General features: G+C 41.4%; 13 protein-coding genes. 5 read left to right on the forward strand and 8 right to left on the reverse strand.

Going from position 1 to position 18,183, the window contains the following annotated elements; translation table 11 throughout:
* Positions 1–28: 28 nt before the first annotated feature.
* The 6 genes from MHB71_RS09265 to MHB71_RS09290 form a co-directional block, all read right to left on the reverse strand.
* The gene (locus MHB71_RS09265; RefSeq protein ID WP_340029381.1) at positions 29–1,639 is read right to left on the reverse strand and encodes a response regulator; all 1,611 of its coding nucleotides are present in this window, start codon (positions 1,637–1,639) and stop codon (positions 29–31) included.
* Entirely contained in the window at positions 1,639–3,378 is a 1,740-nt protein-coding gene (locus MHB71_RS09270) for a histidine kinase (RefSeq protein ID WP_340029382.1), read from the reverse strand. The genes MHB71_RS09265 and MHB71_RS09270 overlap by 1 nt, the downstream gene beginning before the upstream one ends.
* Positions 3,379–3,471: 93 nt before the next feature.
* Complete coding sequence (locus tag MHB71_RS09275) at positions 3,472–5,058, reverse strand: extracellular solute-binding protein (RefSeq protein WP_340029383.1); 1,587 nt, start codon at positions 5,056–5,058, stop codon at positions 3,472–3,474.
* Positions 5,059–5,123: 65 nt separating this feature from the next.
* Positions 5,124–5,993 carry a carbohydrate ABC transporter permease gene (locus MHB71_RS09280; RefSeq protein WP_036615551.1) on the reverse strand — a complete coding sequence of 290 codons (870 nt, stop codon included), beginning with the start codon at positions 5,991–5,993 and terminating at the stop codon, positions 5,124–5,126.
* A gap of 13 nt (positions 5,994–6,006) precedes the next feature.
* Positions 6,007–6,954 (reverse strand): ABC transporter permease subunit, encoded by a 948-nt coding sequence (locus tag MHB71_RS09285; protein WP_036671347.1) that lies wholly within the window; start codon positions 6,952–6,954, stop codon positions 6,007–6,009.
* Between the two features lie 325 nt (positions 6,955–7,279).
* Positions 7,280–8,665: an MATE family efflux transporter gene (locus MHB71_RS09290; RefSeq protein WP_244898162.1), complete on the reverse strand. Its 1,386-nt coding sequence runs from the start codon at positions 8,663–8,665 to the stop codon at positions 7,280–7,282.
* Positions 8,666–8,844: 179 nt separating this feature from the next.
* On the opposite strand from MHB71_RS09290, the gene MHB71_RS09295 reads away from it, so the two are divergent.
* Complete coding sequence (locus MHB71_RS09295; RefSeq protein ID WP_036615557.1) at positions 8,845–9,726, forward strand: LysR family transcriptional regulator; 882 nt, start codon at positions 8,845–8,847, stop codon at positions 9,724–9,726.
* A 91-nt stretch (positions 9,727–9,817) separates the two neighbouring features.
* On the opposite strand, the gene MHB71_RS09300 is transcribed toward MHB71_RS09295, so the two are convergent.
* Positions 9,818–10,987: an MFS transporter gene (locus tag MHB71_RS09300; protein WP_036615559.1), complete on the reverse strand. Its 1,170-nt coding sequence runs from the start codon at positions 10,985–10,987 to the stop codon at positions 9,818–9,820.
* 268 nt (positions 10,988–11,255) lie between these two features.
* On the opposite strand from MHB71_RS09300, the gene MHB71_RS09305 reads away from it, so the two are divergent.
* Positions 11,256–11,804 (forward strand): TetR/AcrR family transcriptional regulator, encoded by a 549-nt coding sequence (locus MHB71_RS09305; RefSeq protein ID WP_340029384.1) that lies wholly within the window; start codon positions 11,256–11,258, stop codon positions 11,802–11,804.
* Positions 11,805–11,915: 111 nt separating this feature from the next.
* Here the strand turns inward: MHB71_RS09305 and MHB71_RS09310 are convergent, their stop codons facing one another.
* A complete protein-coding gene (locus tag MHB71_RS09310; RefSeq protein ID WP_340029385.1) occupies positions 11,916–14,216 on the reverse strand; it encodes a stalk domain-containing protein in 2,301 nt (766 codons plus the stop codon).
* Between the two features lie 232 nt (positions 14,217–14,448).
* On the opposite strand from MHB71_RS09310, the gene MHB71_RS09315 reads away from it, so the two are divergent.
* Genes MHB71_RS09315 through MHB71_RS09325 form a run of 3 tightly spaced genes read left to right on the forward strand, consistent with a single transcriptional unit; the run spans position 14,449 to position 18,111 of the window.
* A complete protein-coding gene (locus MHB71_RS09315) occupies positions 14,449–15,912 on the forward strand; it encodes a spore germination protein (protein WP_036615566.1) in 1,464 nt (487 codons plus the stop codon).
* Complete coding sequence (locus tag MHB71_RS09320) at positions 15,905–16,993, forward strand: endospore germination permease (RefSeq protein ID WP_340029387.1); 1,089 nt, start codon at positions 15,905–15,907, stop codon at positions 16,991–16,993. Before MHB71_RS09315 ends, MHB71_RS09320 begins: the two co-directional genes overlap by 8 nt.
* A complete protein-coding gene (locus tag MHB71_RS09325; RefSeq protein WP_340029388.1) occupies positions 16,990–18,111 on the forward strand; it encodes a Ger(x)C family spore germination protein in 1,122 nt (373 codons plus the stop codon). The genes MHB71_RS09320 and MHB71_RS09325 overlap by 4 nt, the downstream gene beginning before the upstream one ends.
* The last annotated feature ends 72 nt before the right edge of the window (positions 18,112–18,183 follow it).

Raw genomic sequence — 18,183 nt, forward strand, 5'->3', positions numbered from 1 at the left:
ACATTTTTTTGTATCCTTATTTGAATTCCTACCGTGTCATTTTTATCCGATATTGCTTAGGTGTATCCCCCGTATATTCTTTAAAAAGTTTGCAAAAGTACCCTTCATTGACGATGCCTACTTCCTCGCACAATTCCAATAATGAATAATCTCGAACGTTTAACAACTCGAGGGCGAGATGGATTTTTTTACGGTTAATGTAGCTGATCACGCCTTCGTTCATTGTTTTTTTGAATAAGCTGCTAAAATACGATGGCGCTAGATTCACTTCCTCCGCAATTGCCTCCAGCGTTAAACGTTGTTTCAAGTTTGTCTCTATATAATGCATAGCACTCATGATCTCTGCACGATGCAAGAGTTGGCCCGCATGCACGTATTCGAATGTGAAGTCGCCAATATAGGCGAGCTGCTCCTGAAAAGCCATAAATTCCATGGGGAAGTCTGGAACTTCCGTGGCCATCTTATTCCCCGATTTGAATTTCACGGTAATATCTCTGTACAAGTCTCTAATCATTGGCACCATGATGGACTTGTGGATTTTATGGTCCGTAACAAATTGCGACAGATCGGCAAGTGCATTGTCCAGCTCTTCCTTGGAAATCTTCCTCTTCATCCGTATAAGAAAATCAGCAAGCTTCTGCTGAAAATCTGCTTTTTTGTCATTATGGTATTGGAACCGATGCATCGGTGTTTTTACGATTTTCTCGGTATGATAATAGAAATCCTCACTCACATTTTTAGCTTCCGTGTACGCCTGTTTGATCGATTCCCAGCCTCGGTGTGGACTTCCAAAAGCGACAGACACCCTTTTATTCAAATATTGATGCAAATGAGAGATGATCTGCCCTCCCAAGGATAGGCAAGCATATTCCGTTTCCATATCACTGCGGTTATTTTCCCAGGATAAAAAGCCAATAAAACGATTATCGGACAGATCCGCAGCTACCCCACTACTACCATTCATCACTGTTTCTTCGATGATATTTGTTATCGCATACTTCAAGATGTTTTGATCTGAGGCCGCGTATTCGTTTCGGAAACTTTCATACGTATTCATCTCAACGATGAAGCAGCAATAGTTGGATTGAAAGAAATGAAACTGCATGCGATTGGCAAAATCCGATGCCCGATGAGAAGGAATTTCACCTCGGATCAATTCGTTAAAAAATTGCTTGCGGACTCTGTATTTATTTTCAAGCACGGATACGTTTAACGAGTGAAATTCCGCCTCTTTTTTCTCAAACTCATTTAAAATTCCGGCTGCCTTATCCAACGCTCGATTCAAATCGGCTTCCCTCAGCGGAACCTTTACAATGTACTCCAATACGTTGGCTTGAATCGCCCGCTGAGCGTATTCGAAGGATGAATAGGCGGTCAGAAGTATGTACTGGGTATGGGGGAGCTCCGCCTTGAGCTGCTCAATCATGGAGATTCCGTCCATTCGCGGCATTACAATATCGGATATAACGATATCCGGTTTAAGTTTTATGATCTCCTCGATCCCATTCAGCCCATTATTCGCTTTGCCCACCAGAACAAATCGTCGATCCCTATGAGAGAGTTCATTAAAAAACAATTCCAATCGTTGAATGATCAGGTCTTCATCGTCAACAATGAAGCAGGTATAGTCTCTCCCCATTATGCATCTCCTTTTGGCAATTCTGCCGGGAATACAGCGCGTATACGGGTTATTTCCTTAGGTATGCTAATGATATCCAGCCCGAATTGATCTCCGTAGTGGAGTCTTATTCGCCCATGAATATTATTCAGTCCGATTCTTTTCCTTTTTACTTCCTCTTCACTCGGTTCTGAGATTAAAATATGTTTTATTTTATCAGCTGGAATTCCCTCGCCTTGATCAATAACTTCGATGATGACGATACTGTCCTCCCTGTACGCATGAATCGTAATAGGTCCCTCAATTCCCCCTCCGTTATAACCATGGAAGATGCTATTCTCCACAAGGGGCTGCAGCAGCATTCGAAAAACTGGAAAATCCATCAGTCCTGCTTCGATAATTTCAATCAAGTTGAAGTTTCGGTTATACCGAATGTTCTGGATCTCGATATAGTCCGCTACATTGCGTAATTCCTGGCGTAGGGAAACCTTCTCAGAAGCATCGTCTATCCCGTACTCCAATAATGAAATGAGCGATCCGATCACCACATCTACTTTCTCTATTTGTCCGAGACGTATCACATTGCTGATCGAACCAAGTGTGTTATAAAGAAAATGTGGGTTTATTTGAGACTGTAACACCTGGATTTCCTGCTTCCGCTCAAGTTCATTATGAAGCTCGGCCCGGCGAATCAGTTCCACAATTTGCTGTAACATACGATCGAATGCTCGTGAAAGATCGCCAAACTCATCGTTTCGATTAATCGTAACTGTTGTTGTAAGGATACCTTGTTCCACCTGCTTCATTTTTGTTTTGAGCGTATAGAGTGGTTTTCTTATATATTTGGCAACCAAAAAAGAAATGAACAAACTTAAAATAAGACCTGCAGCGAGAAGCTCGAGGTAATAGGTTTCCAATCTGGACAACGCTGCTTTTAAGCGTGATTCATCGTTGATCGAGATGATGGTCCAGTTGAATTTCTCCGTTGGTTTTTTCAAAAGGGAGACCGGAATACCATCGTTGGTATACAGTTGAAGGTTTGTTTCTGTCGTATCCAGAATTTCTTCCGCTGACGTCTCTCCGATCGAAAAAGAATGATCTTGAATATTCAGAGGTCCTTTATTTTCAGAAAATCCGGCAATGATCTTACCTGACGCAGTGATCAGAGCCAGATTCATTTGTTCCTGTTTATTAATCTTGAATAAGGTTTCTTCAATGGCATTTAGATCCAAATCAACCGCAATGGCCATAGGAAACGGAGCACCGTTCAGATATCGAACCATCGTAACGGTCCAGCCGGAATACTTCGATTTGTAAGGTTCACTAACAAAGGTAGTCCTTCTATTTTTGTCAGCCGCATCAAATAAAGGTGCTCTTTCAGATAAAGGTTCATCGAATATCCGAGTAGGTGTACTTCCGCCCAGAATGGATAAATCACTTTTGATCAAATAAATATTACTGACATAAATACTGTTGAGTTCATACAGCTCTCTTAATTGCTTTTTAATCACTTCGGTATTGTTAATGTTGGCTTTCACTGATGTTTCAACTGAGAAGAGAATCGTCTGGAAGGAGGAAAAATTAACGGTGAAATACTGGTCAACCTTGTCTAGTATTTGATTGGTGTAAAAAATGTCATTGGTTCTTATTTCCTTTTGGACATAACGATAAGACAATTGGCTTATCAAGATGATGCAGCCTAATACAAAGGCAAATACGATAAAAAATAATTTTAAAGGCAAGCTGATTCTTCTTCGCATCGATCATCTTCCTTTTAGTTCCGTTTTAAACTAAGAATAGCATATGCTAATAAAGAGAGGGGCTACGAATAGCCACTCTCTCTTCGTTTATTTTTACTTGATAAGGCCGGCTTCTTTAAATTGCTGGATTGCTGTTTCTTTATATTTCTGCATGTCAAACTTGGTATCCAGCGTCTGGAGGAAATTGTCCCAGTTGGAAAGAGGCTCTTTGCCCGTCATAAATTTAACCAAGCTTTCATTAATGAAACGTGTGCGGTCAGCATCCAAGGTATCGCTAGGGTCAGGGGTCAATAAATTTCCGGGCAGCGTTGGCCCCACATATTGCTGATTGTCCTTGAAAGCTTCCGCCGTCTTCGGATTTTGGAAGCTGAAGTACTCTGCATCATCACCACGGCGTGGCATTCTATAATGATCGACCCACAGGTACTTCTCTTTCATTTCCTTTGATAATTCGGAGGTTTTATTTTTGATCTTGCCGTCTACAACATCCCAATGGATGCCTTTGATTCCGTATGCAAAGTTCGGATAGGCTTCTTCATCCGTAAAGAGATAATTTAACATGGACAAGATCCGAATGATTTTGTCCTCGTCCGCTTTTGCGGATATGGCCCATGAATTGCCCTGAAATGATTTTCTCTCTACAATTTGATCCCCGTAAGGACCTTTCATCGGAGGAATAACGATCCATTCGGGCACCTCGCCACTAATTTCTTTCATTTTCTGTTGATAATCCGGTTCCAGTCTACGAGCATCTCTGATCATGAAGCCAACTCTACCCTTAAACATCTTTTGGTCCAACAGATCAGGCGAATTCATCGTCACCCAGTCCGGGTCAACCACCTTGGCTGCCATCATTTTATTAATGTAAGCAAGCGCCTCTTTCATTTTGGGATCGATAAACAGAAATACCGGTTCATTATCTTTTATCTCAACGGCTGAAGGAGGATTGACGCCAAACATCCACATCAAGCTATCAAAGCCATAGGTTTGCAGATTACCTTCTTTATTCATACCACCGATGAATCCGTACGTATCGTTTTTGCCATTCCCGTCCGGATCTTTCTCTGTAAAGGCTTTCATAACTTCGAACAACTCATCAGGTGTCGTTGGTACCTCCATATTCAGCTTTTTGAGCCAATCGTTACGGATGAAGAAGCTTCGACTGATACCGTTTACATTATCATAGCCTGGAACTCCAATGGTCTTCCCTTGATAGGACATTGCCTCCCATGAGTCGGTGCCAAATCGTTTCTGTAGTTCAGGGAATTGGTCCATATACGGTGTCAAATCCGCAAGAACTCCTTGGTCGTAATATTGCGCAAGATCAGCACGACTTTTCAAAAAGATCAAGTCTGGAATATCCCCGCCTGCAATGAGTGTATTCAGTTTGGTTGTTGCTTGCCCAGCCTGAGGAATCATCATCTCCAAGTCGATGTTCATCTCTTCTTCCAACATTTGGCGTTGAATATCTTCATCACGTGGAGGTACTGGAGCAGCAGCATTAAAAGTGCCTTGGTTAAACATTGAGATTTTCATTTTGGTTGCAAACTGGCCAGTCTGGCCTTGCGAATTACTCGAAGTTGTCGATGTAACTTCTTCATTTCCCCCACATCCTGACAAAAGCGTTCCAAGTCCTAAGATTGCCGACAGAATAGCAAATGAAATCTTTTTACGCTGCATATTGACCTCTCCTTTGCTTGTATATTATCACGGTTTCCCCGTAATAAGTTAGGTTGGTACACCTTTTATCCTTTAACGGATCCCAGGAGTACACCTTTGGTAAAATGCTTTTGCAAAAATGGATAAACGATCAATATCGGGACTGTAGTTACAACTACTGTAGCCATCTGCACAGCGAACGTACTGACAGCCCCGGAATTGGCGAGCGAATCAGCGCTTTGAGTTGCAACGTTAAGCAGGATGTTACGCAAAATCACTTGAAGTGGCATGTAGTTGGAATCATTGATATATACAATGGCATCAAAATAACTGTTCCAATGCCCGACTGCGTAGAATAAGGAAATGGTGGACAGTACGGGTAAGGACAGGGGTAAAATGATCCGCCATAACGTCTGAAGTTCACTGGCACCGTCTACCCTCGCTGATTCCTCAATTTCACCAGGTAATTGTTCAAAAAAACCTTTGATGATCACCAGATTAAATGCACTAATGAGATTTGGAATAATCAATACCCAAGGACTGTTTAACAATCCCAAAGAGCGGATTAGTAAATAAGTCGGAATTAATCCCCCACTGAACATCATGGTAAACACAATGAAGAGTAAAAATGGACTTCTTCCGGGCAAATATTTTTTGGATAACGGGTAGGCCGCGATTACCGTAAAAAACACGTTTAACGCAGTCCCTACAATCGTTCGGAACAACGTAATTTTATACGCCTGCCAGATTCCATGAGAAATGAATACTTCTTTATAGGCCAGAAAGGTAAAGGATTCTGGTATAATCACAATCCCCCTTCTTAATACTTCCGATTCAGGTGTTACGGAGACAGCAACCACATATAGAAAGGGCAGCACGCACAGTAGGGATAATATAATAAGAACTACATAAACGACGGTTTGCCAGACTTTTTCCCCGATTGTCATATGGATCATTCTAAAGACCACCTCACCAGATTTGCCCATCGAATTTTTTGGCGAGCTTGTTTGCTGCCAACACTAAAGCAAATCCGATGACAGCTTTAAACAATCCTACAGCAGTAGCCAAGCCAATCTTAAGACGCTCCAACCCTTCCCGGTATACCCATGTGTCGATAATATCGATCTTCTCCTGGTTAAAGGTGTTGGCAAACATGAATATTTGGTCAAAACCCGCATCCAGGATATGGCTTAATTTAAGAATCAGCATCAGAATAATGACTCCTCGAATACCAGGTAACGTGATATGCCAGAGCTGTCTCCATTTGGATGCACCATCCATTCGAGCCGCTTCATATAAGCTTGGATCGATTCCTGCCAAGGCGGCAAGGTACAAAATCGCCCCCCATCCAATATCCTTCCATACTTCAGATAAGATGATCAGCATTCTGCCCCAGGCAGGTTCCGTTAGAAACGAGATGGGTTCAACACCAAAATCCTTCAAAATCATGTTAAAGAGACCATCCCCTGGGGCTAGTAAGGCTACCATAATTCCATACACAATGACCCATGATAGAAAATGAGGCAAATAAGTGATCGTCTGTACGATTTTCTTAAACCATTGGCTGTAAACTTCATTGAGGAGTAAAGCAAGTACGATGGGCGCGGAGAAACCGAACAATAGCTTATACAGCGATATAACAATCGTATTTTTCATGATGTCCCAGAAATAAACGCCGTTCATAAAATCCGTAAAATTTTTGAATCCCACCCATGGACTATCCCATAGCCCCAAAGCCAGGTTGTAGTTTTTAAAAGCAATCATGATTCCCGCCATAGGAATGTATTTGAATACCGCAAAGTAAATTAAAGCTGGTAATAAGAGAGCATACATCACTTTGTGCTTTTGTATCGTCCTTATCCATGTCTTTCGCTTTTTGGAGATGGGAATGGCGTCCGCTGCCAACTTTGCTTGCATTTCATCACCTCGTCTTTGTTTGTATTTGTATAATAGCACCCGCCTTTCGGATAAATTTCTGAAATATCAAGAATTTCTTATAAGATTTTAAGGAAGTGTGCCTGGGCTCGTTCCAACAGCTAATTCCGGCCAAGTGGAGGTTGAGCAGCAAGTGAGCGAATATACTATGTTCTATAACCAGAACCGATTCCAGAAAAGACTAAACGGGCGTTCCTCGGTTGAATACCGGGAAACGCCCGTAGCTTCTTAAATTCGTTGCGCCGCAGCTTGGAGCGCTTCTGTGAACTTCGATGCTTAAAGCCATCCCTTCAAGCAATTCGATTAATTATTCAGCTTTCCTGCCATTTAGCTCGGTAGCTTGGAATGTAGTCCATTTCCCATTAACATACCTCCAAATGAACAGCCCTCCTTTTATCAACCAATCACAATAGATAGCTATCCATGTTGCAAACATCCCCATATCAAATAGGTATACCAAGATATAAGCGAACATAATTCTACAGCAAAACATAGTAATCATACTCACTAGCATGGGGTATTTTGCATCTCCAGCAGCCCGAAATACCGATGGAAGTGCATTGCCGAAAGGCCAAATCAATATCATGACAATCGCATGGCTCCACACAATCTCAGTAGTCCACTGCGTTGCTTCTACTGAAAAATTATAAATGCTCAGTATACTTGGGAACAAGGCTAAACTCACCACGGAACTCACAATCTGTGCCACAAAAATGATACCAAGTATCTTTTTCGTATAGTATCTAGCCTGTGTAAAATCTCCAGCACCTACACATCTGGAAATGACTATGGACATACCTAAACCAATGGCCATTCCAGGTAAAGCTTGCAATGAAGTAATCGTACTGCCAACCGAATTTGCAGCTATAGCAGCTGTTCCAAATGTAGATACCAAACTTAGTATCAACAATCGTCCAAAATAGAATATTCCATTTTCTATTCCATAAGGTACACCAATTCGCATGATCTGTTTAATCATCATTGAATTAAACTTATGCTTTACGGTTTTATTCAGATGAAGAATTTGCTTAGGATTTGTTAGATGAATTAGAATGCATACTGCAGCACCTATCCTGGAAATTAAAGTAGGAATAGCAATCCCTGCAATCCCCATATTGAACCCATATATGAACAAGACATTGCCCGCTATATTCAGAATGTTCATAGCCAGCATAATTTTCATAGGCAATTTGGAGTTGCCCATCGTTCTGAATATGGCAGCTCCAGCGTTATAGAGAGCTAAAAAAGGAATAGAAGCTCCGATGATCAATAAATAAGTGTTGGCATAGTTATATACCTCGTCGGTGATATTGCCAAAGAGAATATCTAAAATAAAGCTTTTAAAGAGATAAATAAAAATCATAATAACAAGCCCTGCTGCTCCAGCAAACCAAACTAATTGATTCGAGGCTTCTCTGGCCTGATTTTCCTGTTTTTTTCCGAGATATTGCCCTACTATCACTGTGCCACCCGTAGCTAAAGCTGCGAATAAACTTATTAACAGTAACATAATCATTTCGACTAAAGAAACTGCAGATACGGCTGACTCTCCTATAGAAGCTGCCATGATTGAATCTGACAATCCGATCAAAGATGCTAAAATTTGTTCAATAATTAACGGAATAAATATTTTCATTAAATCTTTATCCGTAAATAACAACGGGGTCGAAAATGGCATTTTCGATTTATTCATAGTTTCAACCTCATATTCTATTATTCACTACATAACTCTCAAGTCACGTTCTCCATTCATTGTAAATTCCTATCTGTATAATTACTAATACCTATGGTGTATTTTGTATCATGCCTAATATGTATCGTATAATCATCTGTGAATGATTTATCCGATGCATTATGAAAGGATGATAAGTTGTGGATATTCGGGTTTTAAAATACTTTTTAACTGTGGCTAAAGTAGGCAATATAACAAAAGCAGCAGAAATCCTTCATATTACGCAACCAACACTAAGCAGGCAGCTTATGGATCTTGAAGAAGAACTGGGTACGCGTTTGTTGATACGAGGAAAAAGACAGATTACACTAACAGATAGCGGTCTCTTGTATCAGCAACGGGTAAAAGAGATCGTTTCCCTCTTAGACAAGACAGAAAGAGATCTGGCAGAACAAAAGGATTTAATTGGTGGAGTAGTTTCTATTGGATGTGTGGAGTCCATTGTATCCAAAGCGTTGGCAGAAATTGTAGAGAAATTCTCTAACCGGCATCCTAGAGTACAATATGAACTGTATAGTGCAGATGGAGATGACATTAGAGAAAAGCTTGATCGAGGAAATATCGATATTGGCATATTATTGGAACCCATTGAAACTGCAAAATATGACTATGTTCGATTACCCTATCCGGACAAGTGGGGCATTCTGATGAGACGAGATGATCCTCTTGCTCAGAAATCAACCATTGGGATTCAAGAAATACTTTCATTACCCTTAATTCCACCCCGTCGGACAATTGTGCAGAATGAGATTGCAAGTTGGCTTGGTGTGGAGAATGATCGTCTTACTATTTTTGCTTCCCATAATTTATTGACTAATGCGATGCAGTTGGTAGAACGGAAACTGGGGTATGCCATATGTGTAAGCGGATCATATACAATCCGGGAAAGTAATAGCACATGTTTTGTTCCCTTTGAACCTGAACGAATAACAAATCATGTACTCGCTTGGAAAAAGAATAGGATATTTAGCTCAGCTACCGCTCACTTTATTCAATTTATAAAGGATATCTATGGTTCATAATAAAAGTGCGCTTTACCTTTAGTGTGGTTATTCTTCAATAAAACAAGGACACGTTATTAACGTGTCCCCAAGATAACAAAAGGTTAAATTCTCAATGAGAGATTTGTTTTTTAGGAGTATACATATAAATTCTTAATAGGATAAACGCCAGGCTCAATATCAAAAATAACAGTCCACCTACTACAATGTACCGAACCCCCATTCCTGATATAAACAACCCTCCAACAGTTGTTCCAATGGTTACGCCCAGGTTACCAGATGTTAGAAATAATCCATTCGCGAATTCAGGGGCTTCCGGAGCTGCTGACGTAATCCAATACTGACTAATATTGCTTGCGATTGCATACAGCACTCCCCATATAACAACAATAATGAACATAGGGACAGTGAATTGGCCCATAAAGAACAGGAAGATGTAGACTACTCCAAATACAAATGGATAGATCATTACGGACTTAATTGCATTTTTGGAAAGCAATCTTCCTCCTAATACGTTACCAAACAAACTGGCTGCACCAAATATAACTAACATTAGACTGAGGCCTTTCCCAGAAATATGAGTAATGGTCGCAAGATATTCGGCGAAGTAACTATACACTCCAGCCGTTGCTGCATTTACAAATATAACGGCAACAATAGATTGCCAAGTTATTGCTTTCTTCAATACACGTAGTTGAGATCCGTATGAAAGCCTTTCTCTGACAGGCATGGATGGAACAAATAGCAATACACCAATGAATGCTACTGCATTCACGATAGCAAAAAAAGTCATAGCAGCATCAATTGAAGCGATACTGGCAATAAAAGTTGTGATGGGTACACCTAGCACAATGCCAGCAGACACGCCCATAATGACTTTTGACACTGCTTTAGGAATCTCTTTCTCACTAACCGAACTAGCTGCTGCTGTCAGAGCGATCGAGATATAGACGGGATGTAAAAATGCCGGGATAACACGAGCAATTATTGCGAATGTAAAGTTTGTTGCAAATATAGAGAAAATGTTACTAATCACGAACACACCGAGTACAAGTAGCATTACCCCTCTGCGATTAAAACGCGAAAACACTAAAGGCAGAATGGGACCCGATATCGCAACTGCAAGTGCAAACAGACTTACTAGCAATCCTGCTTGAGACACGCTAACATTGAACTGTTCAGCAATTTGAGGCAATATCCCAATAACGCCCATTTCAGTATTTAAGATTCCGAAGACACCCAAAGTTAATATAAATATAAATAAATTATTTCGTTTAGACATGATTATTACCCCCACCGTTGCTCCATATTCTCTTTCTCATGCTGTACTCCGCCCAAGATGATATTCAAATGATTGAAACCAAACTCTCCTCCTTTTGGCTGTAATCATCTATTTTAATTTAAATTCACATTGAGGGCTTAATACTCATTCGTGTATTATTATATATAAATAAAATGTATCAACAACCACAAAACATCAGGATTCGTGCATTAATACACAACGCGACTCAAATTGTGAATTACTTTTCAAGAAAGTTAGGTGGATGTACATGCTTAAAGTGGACAGAAGAAGTTTGAAATCTCAAGAAGCTATCAAAAAAGCAGTGATAGAACTCATGTCTGAAAAAAGTTTTGATGACATTACGATTCAGGATATTGCTGATCAAGCTAATGTTAATCGTAGAACGATCTATCTGCATTACTTGGATAAGTACGATCTACTGGATAAGCTTATTGAAGAGCATATTGAGGAATTAAAGAGATTGTGTGAATTGGAAGCTGAAACGGATACATTAGAGGGTAGTGCAACATGGTTTTTATATTTTGAACAACATTATTCATTCTTTTCAGCAATGTTAACTAGTAAAGGAGCTCTTTTTTTCCGTAGCAGGTTCCTCGATTTTGTCACAGACGATATTAAGAATGGTTGGGATATGTCCGAGGGAAAAAAACAAGGAATAGATGAAGAGCTTCTTATTCAATTTATCTCACCAGCTTATGTAGGAATTGTAGAATGGTGGTTTATTAATGACATGCCCTATTCACCTCAAGTTATGGGAAAACAAGTGGGAATGTTATTGGAAAATAACCTCTCCTAAACAAAGATGATTCATTCCCAACTATAGTCTGATTTCTTCCAACGCAAAAAAAGGCAACCGAATCATTCCTGTTCGGTTGCCTTTGATTTAGATATAAAACTTTATATACCTTTACTTCTCCGATGGGAGTGGTGTAAAGAGCAGATTGACCGGCAGGTTGCTTCCCGGTGCGGCAGAGAATAGAATCGTTACGCTCTCTCCAGTTAACCCGGTGCGGTAAAGAACGCTTTGTTCACTTGAATTGGCAACCGCAACGTTACCATCGGCAATCGATACCAACTGATTGTTCACTAGAGCTACTCCGGAGTACTTCCCTCCACGAGGGTTAAAGGAGATAAGCGTACGCGGTGCAACATTGGTCAGCGTGATTTTGTACAATACGCCAAAATTACCCGCATTGGATGCGTCTGTGTATGCCATCGGATCTGTTCCTACCAGATTGGGATCGCTTGAATTGTCACCAAGTGGCAGACGGGCAGGTTTGATTCCCACGTGCTCATCGTACTTTATAACGCGAGTCGCATTCGGGTACGTACCACGGTTGTGCACTCCGTCACGATCAAGCACAGGTAGCAATGGCAGAGCCTCGAACGGATCTTTATTTTCTTCCACCAGGATAACGTTATAGTCTAAGGAATAATCGCTATAAGCGTCCGAATAGAGAGAGATGACTTGTCCTTCTTTCATCGGCGTTTTATTAAGTTCGGTCAAAATGAGTTTGCTTTCTCCAGGTTGAAGGTACTCTTTCTTTTGATCCGCTCCAGTCTGAATCGACTTGAACCATTTATCAATAGACAATTTCCCAGCTACGGTAGCATACGGAGTAGGTCCGGCAAAGCCCATATTCTGTTGTTCAAATACTGCCGGATTTGGGTTGTTATTGGTTGCAATCACATACATTTTTACTCTTTTGCCTGTATTGTTCACGTGGTGAATCATGAAACGGGTCTGCCCCAAAGATGATTCTTTATATACAATGCCTTCCGTATTCACAGTTTCCGGACTGTTACTGCGGATCAGCAAACTTGGCTCATCCATGTACGTATAAGGCACTTTCTCCATCGTAGTCACTTCGCCGCCGTTAAAGGTGAATTTCTGTCCTACCGGCGTGAAGAGTAAATTGAAGTCGGTAAATGAATATAAGGTCTCATTGGTTATGGTGATGACTTTGGAGTACGTGTTCGTAGCACCGTGATTGTCAGTAACTGTAAGTGTCACCGTTTTTGGACCCGGTTCAAAGAACGCAAGTGAATTGTTCTCCCAGGCCGCTTTAACAATATTATTTTCATCATCTGTACTTTGGTCTGTGTATGTTATTTTTTCGCCCATTTTATACTCTTCTTTATCCGTGGCGAACATGGCTACAGGAGGAAGATTAGGAGCCAAAACTTCAATCGTAGTTGAATAGGGATCACTCCATTGACCATTGGAATCCTGTACTTGATATGAAATCGTATATGTACCTGCTTGATCAAATGAATCCTGGCGACCAGTCCAGCGTTCGTCAACGATATCCATTCCATTAGGTGAACTGGAAGAAGTCACGTAGTCCACTTGATCACCCGCAAAAATTTCCTTTTGGGAAATGGTAAAGCTTGCAACAGGTTTTGTATTAAGATTCAACACAACCGTTTTCGCCGACTGATTCACTTTATAGGTGATGTTCAGAGCTTGAGTAATGGAAGTTAACGGCACCATGAATGTACTCTTTTGCTGATAAGCAGGGCCTTTCATCGTTCTGGTCTCTCCATTTACCGTATAGTCCTTGCTGTTAGTTTTGAATCGGAGCTCATCTTCACCACTAATAATGATGGTTTCCTTGGTTTTGTTATCATATTTGACGCCATATCCCACACGGTCAACCAGCGCACGGATTGCAACATAGGATACACCGTTTTTCACAGCCATTGGCTGTCCAGCAAGATACGTTTTTCCATCCTGCTCCATTTTGTTGCTATTCATGTACAACGTCAGATTTCCACCTGCTACTGCAGGAGACGTCCCATCAACGGATGGTTGCTCTATCTGAGCAGGCGTAGCTGGCGTTTCAACCTTCTCAGGGGTTTCCTCTTGAACTACAGGTTTTGTACCCGTTTCGTTTGCAGGGGTCTCTCCCCCCTCCAATGCAGGTTTCTCGCTATCTGTTTTGGGTGTTGCCTCAGTGTCGGTTGAGGTTTGAGTGTCCTTGGCTTCAGTGGGCGGAGTATTGATAGATTTGTTATTGCTCTCCGTCTTCACTTCACGCTCTGCAATCGGCTGCTCTTGTTTTAACACCTCAACTGATTCTACATTGGCTGTGTTTACTGACGCGGTGTCACCTTGCGGTGCTGATTGCGCACTCACAGAACCGACTGCAAATGCTTGAAAAACGGCTAAAGCGGTAAAAATGGATAATTTCTTCTTCATATTCATGTGTTGTCTTTGGCTCCTTCTACTCTCTAGTAATGTATAACCCCTCAAAAAGTCATAGTATTAGACGCTAGATTTAGGAAAAAGTTTCTAATTGAATTGTAAATTATGGATTTTTGTGCAACTATTTTTTCAATGTTTGGTTATAAGTTCTTTGAATAAGAAGCGCCTATTGCATAATAGTCTTGATTTTGCACAAGATAATCCATGTCGCATTTTATAAAGAGGTGGATCAATGACCCCAACCAATCAGGCTTTTTCTGAATTAAAAATGAATATTTCTTATGTTGAACAGTCCCTCTACTGTACTGACGATTTGAAACAACAACAGCTTCTACTTAATGGTGTACAGAGTGTGCTTCTCTATATCGATTCACTTGTAGATCAGGAGATCATTCAAACACATGTCTTAACAGCACTGAATGGCCAAGCTCATTCGGAGATTTACCCATCGTTCACCACTTTAGAAAGTCGAAAAGATACGGATCTGCAACGTGGAATAGATTCACTTATTCAAGGGAAAAGTCTTTACATAATCGATGGGTACCCGGAGTTTTACATTCTTTCTACCGAGAAAATGTATGTCCGAAGCACCACCGAACCGGAGAATGAAGGCGTTATTCGAGGGCCGCACAATGGATTCGTAGAGCAGCTTTCGGTTAATTTGAATCTGATCCGTAGACAAATTATTAGTCCATCTCTAATTGTTCGATATTTTAACGTCGGCGAGAAGACACATACCAAAATTGCAGTTGTATATCTTCAGGACTTGGCCAATCCGGAGTTGGTGAACGAAGTAAAAGAGCGAATCACGTCCATATCTTCAGATATGGTGCTCGCTCCAGGTTTTATTGAAGAGTTTATGGAGGATAACCCCTTCTCTCTGTTTCCCCAGCAGCTCAATACAGAAAGACCTGACCGGGTTATTGCCAACTTGATGGAAGGACGTGTCGCCATACTTGCCGAAGGAAGTCCTTCAGCTCTTATCGCTCCAGTTACGTTTTTTGCTTTTTATCAAAGTCCGGATGATTACCATGGTCGCTGGATTGTCAGTTCCTTTTTACGGTTAATTCGCATGATGAGTTTTGTCATTGCTTTTACATTACCTGCTGTTTATATTGCTACCATCTCTTTTCACTCTGCTATTTTACCGATCGAGCTGGCACACACAATCAAGAAATCATTGCAGAACATCCCCTTTCCTGCACTTGTAGAGGCAATGTTACTTGAACTGATCTTTGAAGTACTAAGAGAAGCCGGGGTCCGACTTCCCAGCCGAGTGGGCCAGACCATCGGCATCGTTGGCGGTTTGGTCATCGGAGATGCTATCGTTCGTGCGGGGCTTGTATCCTATACAATGATTATTGTGGTTTCACTAACCGCTATCTCGTCGTTTTTGGTGCCTTCGCATGAGATGAGTTCGGCAGTCCGTATTCTCCGCTTTCCAATGATGATTGGAGCGGCGCTTTTTGGATATATCGGCATCGCATTTGGTCTAGTGATTCTAACCATTCACCTCTGTAAGATGGAAAACTTTGGATCGCCTTATTTTGCTCCAGTGGCCCCTTTCCGATTAGCTGACATGAAGGATGTATGGATTCGATTTCCCATCTGGGCGCTTCGCGGGCGTCCTCATGATGCCCGCCCGCAGCGGCTGAATCAGCAGAAGTTCTCTAGGAGTTGGAAAAAACGTGAATAAGGAAACAACAATCACTCGGGGACAATTATTCTTGCTCATTTTGAAATTTGAAATTGGTGTAGATATCTTGTCCCTCCCTTACCGTATACACCTTCTCTCTAAAGGCGGTGGGTGGATCTCTGTATTCCTTGGAGGGTTCCTGATCCAACTTGTCATATTGTTGTGCTGGCTTTTGATGCGAAGATTCCCGAGTTCATCCATTTATGACATTGTAACGCTGATTACGGGGAAATGGATTGGCAAGTTGCTGATCATTGCCTACGTTGGATATTTCCTGTTAATGGGTACTTCTGTTCTGGTGAACGGTTACGGTGTGATTAACCGTTGGATGCTGCAGGATACGCCTCGATGGGCTATATTAGCCCTCTTCTTGTTCAGCAGTATCTATTTGGTTCGGCAAAAATTACGAATCATTGCGCGAGTACTTGTACTCATCTCCTTTTTGGTCTTGCCCATGATGGTATTAATCAGTTATGGACTCAAGGAAGTTAATCTGTTATATCTTTTGCCTTTAACCGAAGCAGGATGGCCCAATATCATTAGTGGATCAACGGAAACATTAATGGCTATGTTTGGATTCGAGTTTTTTCTCGTTGTGTTTCCTATGGTTGAAGGTAGCAGCGGTGGCAAACTCAAGTCTGTTGCTTTAGCAAGTGCTGTAGTCGTGGTGTTGTATGCATTCACCGTGTTCATTTGTTCAACGGCGTTCAGCCCCCAGCAACTTGACTTAATGCCTGAACCGGTTATTTATCTGCTCCGCTCTATCCCACTCGGGACAATGGATCGGGCCGATTTCCTGTTCCTCCCTATCTGGTTAATTTCAATTTTCGGGGCCATATGTGGCTATTACTATACGGCATCTTATGGTATAAGTTATCTCTTCAAACAAAAACACCATAAAAAAGCCGTGCCTTATGTCGTTCTTGCTTCTTGCATAATTGCGTATCTGCCACAACAGAAGGAAAAACTTGAGTTAATTAGTACGATAGCCAACAGATCGGCATACTTTTTTCTCATGATCCTGCCTCTGCTCCTGTTGGTTCTATCTTATATAATGAAACGAAAAGAGAAGATGATATGAGTAAACGGGGGAAAATCCTCATCCTGCTGACCCTGCTCATGGTGATGACGGGATGTTGGGATCAGGATAGTTTAAAAGATGCAAGACTGGCTAATGCTTCGGCGTTTGACATCACCTCAGAGGGTGAAATTAAACAGACGCTTGAAATTGTCGATGATTCTGAGAGTCAACAAGGGAGCAGCGGTAATGAAGTCCACTCAGGCACCGGGAGATCCGTCCGTCAAAGTACAGATAGAATTCGCGCTAAAGTGACTGGTGATATCCGGTTTTTCAAATATGGGATGATCTTATACGGCAACAAACTCGCACAAAATGATATCTACCCCTACCTGGACGTCTTATATCGGGAACCCGATTACCCAACATCACATGTGAAAATTGCTATTGTGGATGGCGATGCCGGAGATCTGTTACACCAAAAAAAAGTTGGCAGCATATTGATTGGTGATTTTATTACGAAAAAAATTAAGAGTCTGGAGGAATTATGTATTTTTCCGGAAATGACGTTAGAGACCCTTCTCCCTCCCATGCTGGATCCGGGACAGGATTTTACACTGCCTTATCTATATAAGGATGGAGAGGAGATTGATGCTAGGGGAATCGCCCTGTTTCATGGGCAAAGGTTTAATGGGAGTCTTACGACCGAACAGGCTCCTCTATACATTATTATGAGTGGGAAATGGAATAAAACAGCGCGTTTTGTCAAAAAGGTCCACCCAGGGCCTTCCAACAACCCGCGGAACTATGTCACTTATGAAGCAAATATCGCACAAATTAAGCGCAAACTTGCGGTAAAGGTGGCAAGTGATAGCCAAATTGATGTGAACCTCCGTATCGAACTTCCAGTAACGATCGTTGAGTATGCAATGAATCATCTTCAGGATAAAGACACAATTGAACGTCTGAACCGCAAGTTAACCGATGACATGACTCAGGAAGCAGAACAAATTATCAAGACACTTCAGCAAAGTGGTTGTGATTCCTTCGGTATTGGCAGACATTTAATTGCCCATTACCCGAACTTATGGAAAAGCCTAAACTGGAATAAAGAATATGCCCAAGTTCGTTTTCACCCGGAAGTAAAGGTTACAATAGTCGGCAGCGGCGTTTTAAATTAATAACATGCTGTCGTGCAATTGGGAAAGCTCTCTTCCATTTGGAAGAGAGCTTTTGACTGTTGACTTAAAAAG

It is taken from the genome of Paenibacillus sp. FSL H7-0940 (assembly GCF_037979415.1).
Taxonomy (GTDB): domain Bacteria; phylum Bacillota; class Bacilli; order Paenibacillales; family Paenibacillaceae; genus Paenibacillus; species Paenibacillus amylolyticus.

What these genes read in the sequence shown, in the direction of transcription:
- MHB71_RS09280 (WP_036615551.1), bottom strand. Translation starts at nt 5,993, where the DNA reads ATGATCCATATGACAATCGGGGAAAAAGTCTGGCAAACCGTCGTTTAT.
- MHB71_RS09310 (WP_340029385.1), bottom strand. Translation starts at nt 14,216, where the DNA reads ATGAATATGAAGAAGAAATTATCCATTTTTACCGCTTTAGCCGTTTTT.
- MHB71_RS09305 (WP_340029384.1), top strand. Translation starts at nt 11,256, where the DNA reads ATGCTTAAAGTGGACAGAAGAAGTTTGAAATCTCAAGAAGCTATCAAA.
- MHB71_RS09285 (WP_036671347.1), bottom strand. Translation starts at nt 6,954, where the DNA reads ATGCAAGCAAAGTTGGCAGCGGACGCCATTCCCATCTCCAAAAAGCGA.
- MHB71_RS09290 (WP_244898162.1), bottom strand. Translation starts at nt 8,665, where the DNA reads ATGAATAAATCGAAAATGCCATTTTCGACCCCGTTGTTATTTACGGAT.
- MHB71_RS09275 (WP_340029383.1), bottom strand. Translation starts at nt 5,058, where the DNA reads ATGCAGCGTAAAAAGATTTCATTTGCTATTCTGTCGGCAATCTTAGGA.
- MHB71_RS09325 (WP_340029388.1), top strand. Translation starts at nt 16,990, where the DNA reads ATGAGTAAACGGGGGAAAATCCTCATCCTGCTGACCCTGCTCATGGTG.
- MHB71_RS09300 (WP_036615559.1), bottom strand. Translation starts at nt 10,987, where the DNA reads ATGTCTAAACGAAATAATTTATTTATATTTATATTAACTTTGGGTGTC.
- MHB71_RS09265 (WP_340029381.1), bottom strand. Translation starts at nt 1,639, where the DNA reads ATGGGGAGAGACTATACCTGCTTCATTGTTGACGATGAAGACCTGATC.
- MHB71_RS09270 (WP_340029382.1), bottom strand. Translation starts at nt 3,378, where the DNA reads ATGCGAAGAAGAATCAGCTTGCCTTTAAAATTATTTTTTATCGTATTT.
- MHB71_RS09315 (WP_036615566.1), top strand. Translation starts at nt 14,449, where the DNA reads ATGACCCCAACCAATCAGGCTTTTTCTGAATTAAAAATGAATATTTCT.